The 14,181-nt window shown below is 45.9% G+C and carries 11 protein-coding genes and 1 pseudogene; 4 read left to right on the top strand and 8 right to left on the bottom strand.

Annotation, left to right across the window (positions count from 1 at the left end):
* Positions 1-4 precede the first annotated feature (4 nt).
* On the bottom strand, positions 5-703 hold the full coding sequence (locus EYR97_RS02975) for a PA2778 family cysteine peptidase (RefSeq protein WP_242634870.1): 699 nt from the start codon (positions 701-703) through the stop codon (positions 5-7).
* 7 nt (positions 704-710) lie between these two features.
* Positions 711-1,091 carry a PA2779 family protein gene (locus EYR97_RS02970; protein ID WP_131092758.1) on the bottom strand — a complete coding sequence of 127 codons (381 nt, stop codon included), beginning with the start codon at positions 1,089-1,091 and terminating at the stop codon, positions 711-713.
* Positions 1,092-1,245: 154 nt separating this feature from the next.
* Here EYR97_RS02970 and EYR97_RS02965 point away from each other — a divergent pair, with 154 nt between their 5' ends.
* Both EYR97_RS02965 and EYR97_RS02960 read left to right on the top strand, forming a co-directional pair.
* Positions 1,246-2,883 carry a triacylglycerol lipase gene (locus tag EYR97_RS02965; RefSeq protein ID WP_242634869.1) on the top strand — a complete coding sequence of 546 codons (1,638 nt, stop codon included), beginning with the start codon at positions 1,246-1,248 and terminating at the stop codon, positions 2,881-2,883.
* A 140-nt stretch (positions 2,884-3,023) separates the two neighbouring features.
* Positions 3,024-4,615: pseudogene (locus EYR97_RS02960) on the top strand (ABC-F family ATPase).
* 91 nt (positions 4,616-4,706) lie between these two features.
* On the opposite strand, the gene EYR97_RS02955 reads toward EYR97_RS02960, so the two are convergent.
* The 5 genes from EYR97_RS02955 to hutC form a co-directional block, all read right to left on the bottom strand.
* Positions 4,707-5,630: a BadF/BadG/BcrA/BcrD ATPase family protein gene (locus EYR97_RS02955; protein ID WP_131092359.1), complete on the bottom strand. Its 924-nt coding sequence runs from the start codon at positions 5,628-5,630 to the stop codon at positions 4,707-4,709.
* Between the two features lie 76 nt (positions 5,631-5,706).
* Positions 5,707-6,159 (bottom strand): CreA family protein, encoded by a 453-nt coding sequence (locus EYR97_RS02950; RefSeq protein WP_207308040.1) that lies wholly within the window; start codon positions 6,157-6,159, stop codon positions 5,707-5,709.
* A gap of 210 nt (positions 6,160-6,369) precedes the next feature.
* Entirely contained in the window at positions 6,370-7,908 is a 1,539-nt protein-coding gene (gene hutH / locus EYR97_RS02945) for a histidine ammonia-lyase (RefSeq protein ID WP_131092357.1), read from the bottom strand.
* Between the two features lie 4 nt (positions 7,909-7,912).
* Positions 7,913-9,595 (bottom strand): urocanate hydratase, encoded by a 1,683-nt coding sequence (gene hutU, locus EYR97_RS02940; RefSeq protein ID WP_131092356.1) that lies wholly within the window; start codon positions 9,593-9,595, stop codon positions 7,913-7,915.
* Positions 9,596-9,672: 77 nt separating this feature from the next.
* Positions 9,673-10,398 (bottom strand): histidine utilization repressor, encoded by a 726-nt coding sequence (gene hutC / locus EYR97_RS02935; protein ID WP_131092355.1) that lies wholly within the window; start codon positions 10,396-10,398, stop codon positions 9,673-9,675.
* Between the two features lie 111 nt (positions 10,399-10,509).
* Here hutC and hutI point away from each other — a divergent pair, with 111 nt between their 5' ends.
* Together hutI and hutG are read left to right on the top strand one after the other, a co-directional pair.
* On the top strand, positions 10,510-11,739 hold the full coding sequence (hutI, locus tag EYR97_RS02930) for an imidazolonepropionase (protein ID WP_131092354.1): 1,230 nt from the start codon (positions 10,510-10,512) through the stop codon (positions 11,737-11,739).
* Positions 11,732-12,754 (top strand): formimidoylglutamase, encoded by a 1,023-nt coding sequence (gene hutG / locus EYR97_RS02925; protein ID WP_131092353.1) that lies wholly within the window; start codon positions 11,732-11,734, stop codon positions 12,752-12,754. The genes hutI and hutG overlap by 8 nt, the downstream gene beginning before the upstream one ends.
* Positions 12,755-12,831: 77 nt before the next feature.
* Here hutG and sstT read toward each other — a convergent pair whose 3' ends face one another.
* Positions 12,832-14,052 (bottom strand): serine/threonine transporter SstT, encoded by a 1,221-nt coding sequence (sstT, locus tag EYR97_RS02920; RefSeq protein WP_131092352.1) that lies wholly within the window; start codon positions 14,050-14,052, stop codon positions 12,832-12,834.
* Positions 14,053-14,181 lie beyond the last annotated feature (129 nt).

The following is a 14,181-nucleotide window of genomic DNA, read 5'->3' as shown; positions in this document are numbered from 1 at the left end:
AAAACTAGCTCAGCCAATACGAAGGCCACTGCTTCGTTGCGGTTTCTAAAAACTGAATAGCAGTTTCAGTGCTACCCACTTTCATCATGTCATAGGCTGCACTGACATACGTGTAAGCAGACATACTGTTTGACGAAACCGAGGACGGAACTGGTGCCAAATACCAATAATTACCACGTCCCCAAGTGCGTTCGAACAACTCAAGGCTCATCTCGTGGTTTTCCGTCACCCCCGTGTGTAATGTAACTGTGCCCTTTTGGCTGTTAAAGCCAATCACCACGGCATAGTGCCACTGAGGAAGTATTTGAATGGATAGATTCTGAAAAACAATAATGGGAATATTGTCGCTGACCAGCGCCATAATTGTAGAGAGAGTTCCGCGCTCTGTGTAAGGCAAGAATCCATACTGACGAGTGGCGCTCACCATTTCCAATTGCAAGCTGCCCTCTTTGTTGGGAATAAAAAGTTTAGGCGCAATGTCTTTCGGTGTTGCATCAACACCGTAGTAACCAAACACCTCAGACAAGGTAGTCGGCCCGCAATAAAATTGTTGCTGTTTAGAAAAAGGAACGGTATCGATGGTATGCGAAGGAGGCAGTGACACAAAACCTTCTTGTCGCAATTTATCAGCCTGCGGTGTTGCCTGACAGCCCATTAATAGCATAAAGCCTGCCGCTAAGCAGGCTCTTTTAATCCACAGCATGCTAGTGTTAATTACTGATAGGGCGAATGAATGGATACACGTCGGTCACGCCAGCTAAATCTAATATAGCAATAACAGCTAAGACCGTAAGTACCGCACCAACAATACCGCCAGCAGGCGCTTCATTAATTTCAGTATTTAACTGCGCAATTTCTGCGTCTGTCATACCGTTGATTCTGGCAATCGCATCACTGCTATCGACACCAAGGCTAACTAATTTATCTTGAACATCGGCACGATTTACCATCTCAATGAGTTGCAGTTTGTTGTACTGCGCTGCTTGAGTTTGCATAACAGTGTCAGAGCTAATTGCACTTGCTTGAACACTACCCGCCAATAACACTGTCGCTGAAAAGCAACCAATCGCAATTGATTTAATATTTTTCATCATGTTTCCCTCTTCGCATTTATACTTAGCAAGTATAAAGTTAGCAACTATGAGGCCAAGTTAAGCTAAACGGCTTCGCACACGAAAACAGGTTGATTTGGTAGGTAAATTAACGTCAGTTAAGAAACACACTATAGTAAATGAAGAGTTTAAAATGGGATTAGTCAATCGCGTCAAATTAGTAACTGTTACGGTGTTACTTTGCTTACTTGTCGCTTGCAGCAATCACAATTTCTATCACCAAAAAACTGACACTATTCCCTTATCAAACGCTTATGGTTATGGGGTTCTACCCGATTTAAGCGGTTTTACACAAAAGCAGCTTCGACGTCACTGTGAAGCCCAGGACCGCACAACAATATTGGGCGTAACATTATTACTGCATTGTACAAAGACCTTGTTAGGCCATGCCCAATTAAGTAATGAAAATCGACAATTTGCACTTAAGCATTACACCAATGCTATCGAGCAACTTTTTCAGCATATCGACAAACCACACAACCTAGTTCAAGTAAATTATTCCGGACCGCGTAATATTTTCCTAGTATCCAGCATGGTGCCTAATGAAGAACGGTTATATCCCAAGGTGTTTGGCGAATTAGGTAGTGCCGCTGTTAGCTGGCAAAATAACAAAGCAGACAATCTTGCCAATATCGACCCGAACTATCCGCTAGAAGGTAAATTTTCTTCCTACTCTATTTATGTATCAGATATCACGCTACAAGGTTTGCGATTGCATGTTTCGCTGCAAGCTACCCCGGTATCAACACATCAAATAGCAAATTTTGGTGAAAACCATTACACGTTTCGTTACTCACCTGCCGCGGCATATTTAGGTTTACTTCAGGTGGCGGATATCAATAATTTTAGCTGGCTTGGTTTTACGAATGCCGAAAAAGCAGAAAGTAGAATGGGCGTATTTAGCATTGGAGAACTATCTACCACCAAAACCCCGCTTATTATGATCCACGGCTTAAACTCCGACCCACTTATCTGGCGCTACCTGACAATGGCGCTACTTAACGATGAAACCTTAAGCCAGCAATATCAGATATGGCATATTTATTACCCGTCAGGCCCTCCCCCTTTTTATAATGCGATGCGCGTTAGAAAACACCTTAACGCATTGGTAAAACGTTTGGGTATTGACGGAAAGAGTGCGGTATTCGTGGGGCACAGTATGGGCGGCATTATTACCAAGTTACTCACCACCCAGCCCCATTACGCCTTGTGGGATGCCACCTTCGTTTCGCCAGCAGATACATTAACCTCAGAGGAAGACGCAGATTTACGCGATGTATTTTTGTTTTCCCCTACTTTCGATGAAAATACCGCATTCTTCTTAGATACACCTCATCGAGGCTCAGAGGTTACTAATAGTGTTATTGGTACTATTGGCTCGTCACTTATAAGCTTACCGTCGAATTTTAGAAACCTGTTTGGGCGTTTTATCCAAAAGGTCGGAATTGACAAATTAACAGCGGCAATGCTGCCCTTTTTACAAAACCATGGCCCAGACAGTGTACAAGTGCTACGACCAAATCACCCGCTTATGACCACGCTTGCCGAACTACCCGTAGAAGGAAAAAGCTACTCGATAATTGGCTCGACCAGTGCGCTATCGTGCACAGCCCAAGTTGACTGTGTCAATATCAGTGACTCTGTGGTTGATTATTCAAGTGCCTATTTGCCTGATGCGCAAGAGACCATTATTGTCACTTCCTCGCACAATTCATTTAAAAACCCTACAGCTATAGCGTTTATCGCTGACACACTGCGAAAGAAGCCCTAGGAAGCCGCAAAAAACTAACCTACTGTTCAAAATTCCCTCGACATATAGAGCGCAATTCCTTATAGTGCGCGCGCTTTATTATGTTGATGGTTCATCTCGTCAGCATCTCTTCTTACGATTTACCCTCTTGGATACCTGTTTTGATTACCACTGCAAATATCACCATGCAATTTGGCTCTAAGCCACTATTTGAAAATATCTCTGCTAAGTTCGGCAATGGCAACCGATATGGCCTGATTGGCGCGAACGGTTGCGGCAAGTCAACCTTCATGAAAATTCTTAGCGGCAAGCTAACGCCGTCTGCGGGGAACGTGTCGATGGCGCCAGGCACCAAGCTAGGTATTCTTAGCCAGGATCAATTCGCATTTGAAGAGTTTAGCGTGGTTGATGCAGTGATCATGGGCGATCGCGAACTGTGGGAAGTTAAGCAAGAACGCGATGCTATTTACAGCAAAGCAGAGATGACCGAAGAAGACGGTATGCGCGTGGCAGACCTTGAAACCCAGTTCGCAGAAATGGATGGCTATACTGCAGAAGCAAGAGCCGGTGATATCCTTAACTCAGCGGGTATTGATGAGAGTTACCACTTCGGCCCGATGAGCGAAGTAGCACCGGGTAAAAAGTACGTGTGCTGTTAGCACAAGCCTTGTTCGCTGAGCCAGACATTCTGTTACTTGACGAACCAACCAACAACTTGGATATCTACACCATTAGTTGGCTGGCAGATGAGCTTAATAAGCGTAAATCGACCATGCTTATTATTTCTCACGACAGACACTTCCTTAACTCTGTATGTACTCATATGGCCGATATCGATTACGGCGAACTGCGTATCTACCCTGGTAACTACGACGACTACATTCAAGCAGCCATGCTGGTACAAGAACAACTTCACGCAGAAAATGCGAAAAAGTCTGCCGAAATTGAAGAGCTGCAAAACTTCGTCGCCCGTTTCTCTGCCAATGCATCAAAAGCCAAGCAAGCTACGTCACGTGCTCGTCGTTTAGAAAAAATTGAGCTTGCTGAAGTAAAAGCATCAAGCCGCCGTAAGCCTTATATTGTATTTAAGCAGCACAAAAAACTTCACCGCTTGGCGATTACATTAGAAGAGCTAGGTCATAGTTACCCTGAACTACCGCTTTTTAGCAATGCAAACTTGTTGTTAGAAGCGGGTCAGCGTTTGGCGATCATCGGTGAAAACGGCGCAGGCAAGACTACCTTTTTGAAGTGTTTGGTGAATGACATTGAACCTACCGAAGGTAGCTACAAATGGGCGGAGAACGCAGCCATTGGTTACATTCCACAGGATAACGCTAAGTACTTTGCAGAAGACATCACCATGTTTGAATGGATGAGCCAGTGGCGCAGCCCGAAACACGACGATCTTCAAATAAAAGGAATGTTGGGGCGTTTGCTATTCACCTCTGACGACTTCAACAAACGCGTTCAAGTGTGCTCTGGTGGTGAGAAAAACCGCTTACTGTTTGGCAAGCTAATGCTTGAAGACATCAATGTGCTTGTGATGGATGAACCTACTAACCACATGGACATGGAGTCGATTGAAGCGCTAAACAACGCCCTGTACAAATTTGACGGTACAGTGATTTTTGTTAGCCACGACAGAGAATTCGTGTCGTCATTGGCAACGCAGGTTATCGAGATAAAAGACAAAAAGCTAAACCACTTCGACGGCAACTACGAAGAGTTTTTGGCGCACAAAGAAGCTAAGTAAAAGTTGCTACGTAAATAGTAGCTGCGTAAATAGCACTAAAAAGGCGGGTTATGAACTCGCCTTACTTTTATATGAAGTAGTGTTAAAAAAGCTAAGCAAGCTCAACACATTGGTTGTTTCTAAGAAAGTCGATAGCGCCTTGCTGTGCATCGCTGTGTGGATTGCAAAGTCGCCTTGAAAATGCGTCTTCAAGAAATGGGCGATAGATATGGGCTAATCCGCCTACCATACATACCGGCAATGCGGCATTTTTATTATCGACGACCGTGTCTTCACTTTCATTAAGTAGTGCTTTTGTCAGTGCAATTAAATAGCCTGCGCCTTCAGACAGTAACCCACGGGATTTTTCACATCCGTCATCAGCACTTGTGATCACAATAGGCGCAAGTTTTCCGTAGGCATCTGCGGTAAAGCCAGAAAGCATTTGAATAAGTTGTTGGGGAGAATTAACCGATAAATGACTTAACAGCTTTTCAAACAACACGCTCTTGTTTTCGATATTGTCGAATGCAAGTAATGTGTATTTCACCGCTGATTGCCCTAACCACGCGGCACTGGCGTTGTCGCCAACAGTTAACCCGTAACCACCTTTGTCGGTGAAACGGCCATTGCGATAAACCGTACCTGCCGACCCTGTTCCACAAATCACTAACACGCCATCAGCACCTTTGTGAGCACCTAAACACGCTGCATGTAAGTCGCTAATAACATCAAGATGCGCAAAAGGGTGCGAAAGAGAAAGAAATGAAGATTTTGCCTTAGGAATATTAGCCCCAGCTAAACCCGCGACAACACTGACATCCGTAAGCGCTATTTCGTGCTTTACGCGTGTTGTGGCGTGGGCAATGGCATTTTCACAGGCGCATACAATAGACGCTAAAGCCAGTGGTGCATTGGTCATTATATTCGCTGGGCCAGCGTCACCTGTGCCCAAAATATTTCCGTCGGCATCTTGCAACATAGCGCGACAATATGTGCCACCACCATCAATGCCTATTACAAATTCTTGACTCACTACGGTTCCAGAAATCACTCATTAGCCTTCCAGCTTACCACAGCCCCTGTGAACTACTAACAAGCTTTTGTAAAACTTAAGAGCTCGGTTGACCAGCCTGTGAAAAAGCAGCGGTTTCCCATAATGGCACGGTAGAAAGACTATGCTTGTAACTGCCTGAGGTTTCTTTTGTGCTGTATGACAAGTAAATAAGGGTTTTCGACGCTTCATCATAAATGCGGCGTAACTTCATATTTTTAAAAAACACGCTTTTCGACTTTTTGAATATTACTTCACCGGCATCTGACTTATCGATAGCCGCTAACATCTGTGCGGTAATCGGGCCGGTTTGTCTGCAAGCAATAGAGCTGTCTGACGGGTCGGAAAAATCCAAGTCGGCTTCAATACTGGAAATATGGCATGTTACTCCGGTTACAACGGGGTCTTGAAGTGCGTCAATTTTAATGTCTTTGGTAGTGAAAAGCCCTAACGACACATCACCAACTTCGCTGTCACTACACCCTATTATGCCTAACAGTGCAGCGCCCATTAAACAGGCTACGCCTGCTTTCACTCGTCGTGGCCGTGATATTGATGCGTTTTTCATCCAACTCTTCCTTATGCTTTCCCGTTAAGCTTTTCACTTACGCTTTAAACTTACGTTTTTTACTTACGCCTTAAGCTTAGGTATTTTGCGCGCCATATGTGTTACAACGCGCAAAATACACCATACGCTAATTAGTAACGTGGGGGCAGGAAGTTAGTCATTCAATAAGGTGAGTTCAGTTTTATCCATTAACGCATGCTGTTTGATCAACTGCTTTGCGGCCTCAATATCTGGCGCGAAATATCGGTCTTTATCGTAAAACGAAACGCGAGTGCGTAGCAGCGACATAAGTAACTGCAAACGTTCACTAGTTTGAAGCGGCTTTCTAAAATCAAGCCCTTGGCATGCAGCCAGCCATTCTATGGCAAGAATGCCTGCAACGTTGTCAAAAATATCGCGTAATCTGCGCCCGGCAAATGTCGCCATAGAGACGTGATCTTCTTGGTTAGCTGACGTTGGCAGCGAGTCTATGGATGCTGGGTGAGCCAGTGTTTTGTTTTCACTGGCAAGGGCCGCACAGGTTACTTGCGCAATCATAAAGCCTGAGTTCACACCGCCATTCTCCACCAAGAAAGGCGGTAAGCCGCTTAGGTGTGTGTCTATCATCAATGACATTCTACGTTCTGACAATGCACCAATTTCTGATAGTGCAATGGCCAACATATCTGCTGCCATTGCTACAGTTTCAGCGTGGAAATTCCCACCAGAAAGAATATCACCCTGCCCGTTTTCATCAGCAAATACTAAGGGGTTATCACTTACGCCATTTGCTTCTGTAACCAGTATTTCCTGCGCGAAGCGCATTTGTTGTAAACAAGCGCCCATCACTTGTGGCTGGCAGCGCAGAGAATAAGGATCTTGTACTTTTTCACAGCCTTGGTGTGAATTACCAATTTCAGAGGTATCCAGTAAAGTTCTGAATGCTTCTGCTACATCGCTTTGCGTTTGGTGACCGCGCACTTGATGAATACGCGCATCAAAAGGGACTCTAGACCCCAAAGCCGCATCCACAGTGAGTGCGCCTATACCAATTGCGCTGTACAAGGCATTTTCTGTGTAGAATAAACCTTGTAATGCAAAGGCTGTCGAGGCTTGGGTACCGTTGAGTAAAGCCAACCCTTCCTTCGGCGCTAACGCAATTGGCTCAAGCCCAGCGATATCTAAAGCTTCAGTAGCACTGATGCGTTTACCTTGATAGAAAGCTTCGCCCTCGCCTAGCAATACAACACTCATGTGAGCCAGCGGTGCTAAATCGCCACTGGCGCCAACCGAGCCTTTCTCTGGAATGGCTGGGTAAACTTCGGCATTAAACAGCTGAATGAGTGCCTCTATTACACTTAAGCGAATACCAGAAAAGCCGCGTGCCAAAGAGTTTATCTTTAATAGCATTAATAGGCGTACGGTATCTTCGCTCATGAAGTCACCCGTACCCGCAGCGTGTGACAACACAATACTGCGCTGCAACAACTCTAACTCGTCCACATTTATTCGGGTGTTAGCAAGTAACCCAAAGCCGGTGTTAATACCATATACCGTGCGATTTTCTTTAATTACGTTAAGTACGGCCTGCTCTGCGGCATTAATGCCTGCTTTGGCACTGTCGTCCAGCGTAAGGTGAACATGATGTCTGTGTACTTCTCGCAATTGTGAAAGCGTTAACGTACCTGGAACAAGGTTTAGTGTTGATGACATGGTCTTACTCCTTCCCTGTTTCAGCGTTGATCATAGGCAGGTCTAGGTTATGTTTTTGCGCACATTCTTTGGCAATGTCGTAACCGGCATCTGCGTGGCGCATCACCCCTGTTGCGGGGTCATTGTGTAACACGCGAGCAATACGCTCGTCAGCTTCTTTTGAGCCATCGCACACAATAACCACACCAGAGTGCTGGCTAAAGCCCATACCTACGCCACCGCCGTGGTGTAAACTTACCCAAGTTGCGCCACCCGCGGTATTTAACAACGCATTGAGTAACGGCCAATCTGACACAGCATCTGACCCATCCATCATGGCTTCGGTTTCCCTGTTTGGCGATGCCACTGAGCCAGAATCAAGGTGGTCACGACCAATAACAACCGGGGCGCTAAGTACGCCTTCTCGTACCATCTGGTTAAAAGCAAGCCCAAGCTTTTGGCGCTCACCCAATCCGACCCAGCAAATACGTGCTGGTAGGCCCTGAAATTGAATACGCTCTTTGGCCATATCCAGCCAATTGTGTAAATGCGGATTATCCGGGATAAGCTCTTTAACCTTGGCATCCGTTTTATAAATGTCCTCTGGATCTCCAGACAGGGCGGCCCATCTGAACGGGCCTATGCCTTGGCAAAATAGCGGGCGGATGTAAGCAGGTACAAAACCAGGGAAATCAAAGGCGTGCTCAACGCCTTCTTCAAGCGCCATTTGACGAATATTGTTGCCATAATCTAATGTCGCTGCACCGGCTTGTTGAAAGCCCAGCATAGCCTTAACCTGCAGCGCCATTGATTGCTTAGCTGCCTTCACTACACCTGCTTCATCACTGTCGCGCTGCGCTGCGGCTTGCTCCATCGACCAGCCCACAGGTAAATAGCCGTTTAGTGGGTCGTGGGCGCTAGTTTGGTCGGTTACTACATCAGGAATAATGCCTTTGGCAAGTAAGTCAGGAAATACCTCAGCGGCATTGCCCAATAAACCAATAGAAATAGGTTTACCTTCGGCCTTCGCATCTTCAAGCATTTTCATTGCTTCGTCTAACGTGGTGGCCTTCTTGTCCACATAGCCTGTGCGAATGCGAAAATCGATACGGCTTTCATCCACTTCAACCGCAATCATAGAAAAACCAGCCATAGTTGCTGCTAAAGGCTGAGCGCCGCCCATGCCGCCTAAGCCACCTGTTAATATCCAGCGTCCATTGGCATTGCCTTCAAAATGGGTTTTCGCCACACTGACAAAGGTTTCATAAGTGCCTTGGACGATGCCCTGAGAGCCAATGTATATCCAACTGCCTGCGGTCATTTGACCGTACATCATCAAGCCTTCTTTATCGAGCTTATTGAAGTGCTCCCAATTGGCCCAGTGAGGCACTAAATTCGAGTTTGCAATAAGTACGCGCGGTGCATTTTCATGCGTAGGGAATACACCCACTGGTTTGCCCGACTGTACCAACAGTGTTTCGTTGTTGTTCAGACGCTTAAGTACTTCCACAATTTTATCAAACGAGGCCCAATCTCTTGCCGCTCGACCGATACCACCATACACCACCAAGTTTTGTGGATGTTCAGCGACTTCTGGGTCGAGGTTGTTCATTAGCATTCGAAGAGGCGCTTCAGTCTGCCAACTTTTCGCATTGAGGGTTGTCCCTCTTGGTGCGCGAATTTCGCGTGTAGGGTCGAGGCGTTTCATAAACTTCTCCTTGCCACGGTGTTGTGAGCTTTTCTTTTGAGTCTCATTTTCCGTGGTTATTGATAATTGCTGTTTTTCTAAAATTCTAGGTGTCCACCTAAGCGGAAACGATTTCCTGGGTGATACAACACGGCATGACTAACCACGCCATTGTTTTTGTGAATATCTTGTGCGTGAACGCGGGTAAAAGTGCGACGTGTAACTTTGAGGCAAGGCGCACTTGGCTGGATCAACAATGCGTGAGCGATGTCTTCACATACAAGCACGGCCTCCACACTGTGATCGGCCTGAGAAAGTGGTGCTACTTGATTCAAATAGTAGTTGGCTGTTTGTGCTTTGAAGTCTTTTTCAAGATAATCAGGCACCCACTCTGGGTTTACCCATCTGTCTTCATATTGCACGGGAAGAGTATTTTCACAATGCACAATGATGCTATGAAATACCTCACTGCCCTCTGCAACTGCAAGCCGATGCGCAATATCGCTACTTACCACCACCTTTTCTAACAGCAACACTTCGTTGCTGTACTGATGCCCGCGTTGTTCAATTTCATCGCGAATACTCTTTATCTCTAACATCGAGCTCATAGGGCGATTGTCTGAAACAAAGGTGCCAATGCCCTGAGTACGCATCAAAATGCCTTCATCGACCATTTCGCTCAACGCCCGTCGCGCTGTCATGCGGCTTACACCGTGTTGCTGGGCAAGCTGATTTTCCGATGGCACTTGCTCTGACGGCTTCATATCACCGGCCTCAATGGCATTTAAGATCCAGGTTTTTATTTGAACATAGCGTGGTTGCATATTGCGCTTATACTTACTTTTCGCATTAACATTTTAATAACAGCATACTTGTATATACAAGTATGTACAAGTACACTCAATGCAAATAATGCAATTAAGGTAGATTTGTTTATGGCTATTCAGTGCGACACACTCGTTCACAATGTGCGTATTGCTTCTATGCAGGTAAGCGGCGAGCCGTATGGCGCTTTGTACAATAAAGCGCTCGTAATCAATGACGGTGTTATTACAGCTATAGCCGATCTTACTGACACTGACACCTTTGAAACCTTAAAAGCCAACGCAGCCAGTGTTGTGGACGGTAACAATCAGTGGTTATTACCGGGCTTTGTCGACTGCCATACACACCTTGTCTATGGAGGCAATCGAGCACAAGAGTTTGAGCAACGTCTACAGGGCGCAACGTATCTTGAGATTGCTGAGCGCGGTGGCGGTATAAAAGGCACAGTGGCAAAAACGCGAACAGCAAATCACGCTACTTTGCTCGAAAGCGCAATAAAGCGTGCTAAGCGGTTGTGTGAAGAAGGTGTAACTACGCTTGAAGTGAAGTCAGGCTATGGGCTTGATGTAGACACAGAGATACGCATGTTAACTGTGGCTAAACAACTCGAGCAGCACCTTCCCCTTACGGTAAGCACCACCTACCTTGGGGCCCATGCTTTGCCCAACGAATTTGACAATGATGCCGATGCGTACATCGACTTCATTTGTAACGACGTAATGCCTATTGTGGCAGAAAAGCAATTGGCTAACGCGGTTGATGTATTTTGTGAAACGATTGGTTTCAACACACAACAAACCGAGAAGGTTTTTCAAAAGGCCCACGAACTAGGTTTACCCATTAAAGCGCATGTTGAACAACTCAGTGATAGTAAAGGTGCCGTGCTTGCATCGCGATACCAAGCCTTGTCTGTTGATCACATTGAGTACTTAGCTGATAGCGACATCGTACACTTAGCACAAAATGGCACGGTGGCCGTATTGTTGCCCGGTGCATTTTATTATCTAAGCGAGGTACAAAAGCCGCCTGTTAATGCCCTGCGTGCTCACAACGTTCCTATGGCTGTAGCTACAGACTTTAACCCGGGCAGCTCACCTTTGGCATCTATTCTCACCGCTATCAACATGGCCTGTGTACAGTTTCAACTTACCCCAGAAGAAGCGTTACGCGGCGCAACAATTCATGGCGCCGCGGCATTAGGGCTACACGATAGAGGCGTTATTGACGTTGAACGTGTTGCTGACTTCACACTGTGGGACATTGACACTCCAGCCGAACTGGCCTATTGCATTAATGGGCATCGCCCAACTGCGATATTCAAAGGAGGTAAACATGTTTGAGTGGCAAGGTCGTGTAGATAGTGAAGATGGCGACAAAGGACTTCGCTGGCATCAGCGCGTTAAACTCGATATTAACGATGGCGCATCAAGACATGCGGATACATCAACAAAAGCCGATACGCAGCAAAATTTAACTCAAACAATTGATGCAAATAAGCACGTGTCATTGGTGGGGTTTGAATGTGACTTGGGGGTGATGAACAACAAAGGGCGCGTTGGCGCAGCAGCGGGCCCCAATGCTATTCGCCAAGCCCTTGCCAACTTACCCTGGCATTGGCCCGATGCCACACTTACTGATGTAGGAAACGTGACGGCTGAAGCAAATTTATCTCAAACTCAGCGCCAGTATGCCAACGCTATTCAATACGCTTTGCAGTCAGGAAACGCAGAGAGTGAAGTAAAGCTAGTTGTTGGATTGGGCGGCGGGCATGAAATTGCTTGGGGAAGTTACCAAGGACTGTTTGACTCATTAAGCGCAAACAAGCGCGTTGGCATTATCAACTTCGATGCACACTTTGATTTGCGTAAGCCTGCACCCAATACCAGTTCTGGTACACCGTTTAGGCAAGTGTACGAGCATTGTCAGCTTCACAATACGCCGTTTCATTATGCGTGCATTGGCGTATCTAAAGCCGCGAATACAACAGCACTTTTTGAATTTGCTGATACTTCTAAAACACGATACTTACGCGATACCCACTGCGACTTTCAGTCTGTCATCAATACGTTAAACCCAATGTTAGAAAGTATTGATGAGTTGTATGTCACCATTTGCTTAGACGCGTTTCCGGCCTCTACAGCACCGGGAGTGAGTGCACCTAGTGCTTTGGGTATATCGCCTTCGTTGGTTATAAATACCTTGCGATACTTAGCGCAGCAACAACAAGTGAAAGATTACCAATGGCGACTGTGTGATATTGCCGAGATGAACCCGCAGTTTGATATGGACAACCGCACGGCGAAGTTGGCCGCACGGTTAATTTTTGAAGTTACCGATGCCTTGATGGAAGCCTAAAGCCTGCTTAGTTAAGAGCGCGTTAGCTAAGCGGCTTTAAAACCACAGTAGTGAAACGCAAAGCCACTACAATGCCGTTATGCATTATCAGCGCGCTGACATGCCGCAGCGGTAAAAAGCACATCAGTAGAGCTGTTAAGCGCCGTCTCTGCAGAGTCTTGAATTACCCCAACAATGAACCCTACCGCTACAACTTGCATAGCAATGTCATTGGGAATATTGAACAAGCTACACGCAAGTGGAATAAGCAGCAGCGAGCCACCAGCCACACCAGAACTACCACATGCCGACACTGCTGCAATAACACTTAATAACACTGCCGTAGGAAAATCTACGTCAATACCCAGTGTATTCACGGCTGCTAACGTTAGTACGGTAATTGTGATTGCCGCACCTGACATATTGATGGTTGCGCCAAGTGGAATAGACACAGAATAAGTATCTTCGTCCAGTTTTAGGCGTTTACACAACGCCATATTCACAGGAATGTTAGCCGCAGAACTGCGAGTGAAAAATGCCGTAATCCCGCTTTCTTTTAAGCATTTAAATACCAGTGGATAAGGGTTCTTTTTCGTCGCTAAAAAGACCAATAATGGATTGCTCACCAACGCGATAAACAGCATTGCACTTATCAGCACGGTTATAAGTTGTGAATAGCCTAATAGCACATCAAACCCCGTTGTCGCAATGGTATTGGCAACAAGGCCGAAGATACCAAAAGGCGCGAGGCGAATGACAAAGCGCACAACTGCAGTCACGCTGTCAGCCATGTTTTGAAGAATTTCTTTGGTTGTATTACTGGCATGTCGCAAGCCAAAACCAAACCCCACCGCCCAAGTAAGAATGCCAATATAGTTGCCATTAACCAGTGCATTGACTGGGTTATCAACCATATTAAAAAGTAAATTATTTAGAACCTCACCAACACCTTTTGGCGCAGACTGACTAACTTCGGCAGTCACCAAACTCAAACTTGTTGGAAATGCAAAGCTAACGAGTACAGCGGTTAGCGCGGCCATCATAGTACCGATAAGATACAGCACCAAAACCGGCTTAATATGGGTTTGTTCATTTTGTTTGTGATTAGCAATAGAGGCCATTACCAAAACAAAAACGAGTAGCGGCGCTATGGCTTTTAGTGCCTTTACAAAGAGGTTTCCTAATAAGCCCGCCGATTGCGCGGTATCAGGTGTAAATGAAGCAAGGGTAATACCACACACAATTCCCACAAGAATTTGCAAGACTAAACTGCCATTCATGTAGCGTTGAAATAGCGTTGGGCGCATGTTTAAGTCCATAGATTTGGTCCATTATTATTTTTTGACGGCGCACCTTAATAGATTCTTTGCCACAAATGAACCGCTTTCCCCCCCATTACCCGCAAAAATAGTCTGTTTCATCTTGTGGTGTTTTCTGTACACATGCAC

It is taken from the genome of Alteromonas sp. KUL42 (assembly GCF_006538325.1).
Lineage (GTDB): Bacteria > Pseudomonadota > Gammaproteobacteria > Enterobacterales > Alteromonadaceae > Alteromonas.
This window is presented reverse-complemented; position numbering and strand designations above follow the sequence as displayed.

Excerpts from the sequence above, each read along its gene's own strand:
- EYR97_RS02970 (WP_131092758.1), bottom strand. The coding sequence starts at position 1,091 with ATGAAAAATATTAAATCAATTGCGATTGGTTGCTTTTCAGCGACAGTG.
- hutI (WP_131092354.1), top strand. The coding sequence starts at position 10,510 with ATGGCTATTCAGTGCGACACACTCGTTCACAATGTGCGTATTGCTTCT.
- sstT (WP_131092352.1), bottom strand. The coding sequence starts at position 14,052 with ATGGACTTAAACATGCGCCCAACGCTATTTCAACGCTACATGAATGGC.
- hutH (WP_131092357.1), bottom strand. The coding sequence starts at position 7,908 with ATGTCATCAACACTAAACCTTGTTCCAGGTACGTTAACGCTTTCACAA.
- hutG (WP_131092353.1), top strand. The coding sequence starts at position 11,732 with ATGTTTGAGTGGCAAGGTCGTGTAGATAGTGAAGATGGCGACAAAGGA.
- EYR97_RS02950 (WP_207308040.1), bottom strand. The coding sequence starts at position 6,159 with ATGGGCGCTGCACTGTTAGGCATAATAGGGTGTAGTGACAGCGAAGTT.
- hutU (WP_131092356.1), bottom strand. The coding sequence starts at position 9,595 with ATGAAACGCCTCGACCCTACACGCGAAATTCGCGCACCAAGAGGGACA.
- EYR97_RS02975 (WP_242634870.1), bottom strand. The coding sequence starts at position 703 with ATGCTGTGGATTAAAAGAGCCTGCTTAGCGGCAGGCTTTATGCTATTA.
- hutC (WP_131092355.1), bottom strand. The coding sequence starts at position 10,398 with ATGCAACCACGCTATGTTCAAATAAAAACCTGGATCTTAAATGCCATT.
- EYR97_RS02965 (WP_242634869.1), top strand. The coding sequence starts at position 1,246 with ATGGGATTAGTCAATCGCGTCAAATTAGTAACTGTTACGGTGTTACTT.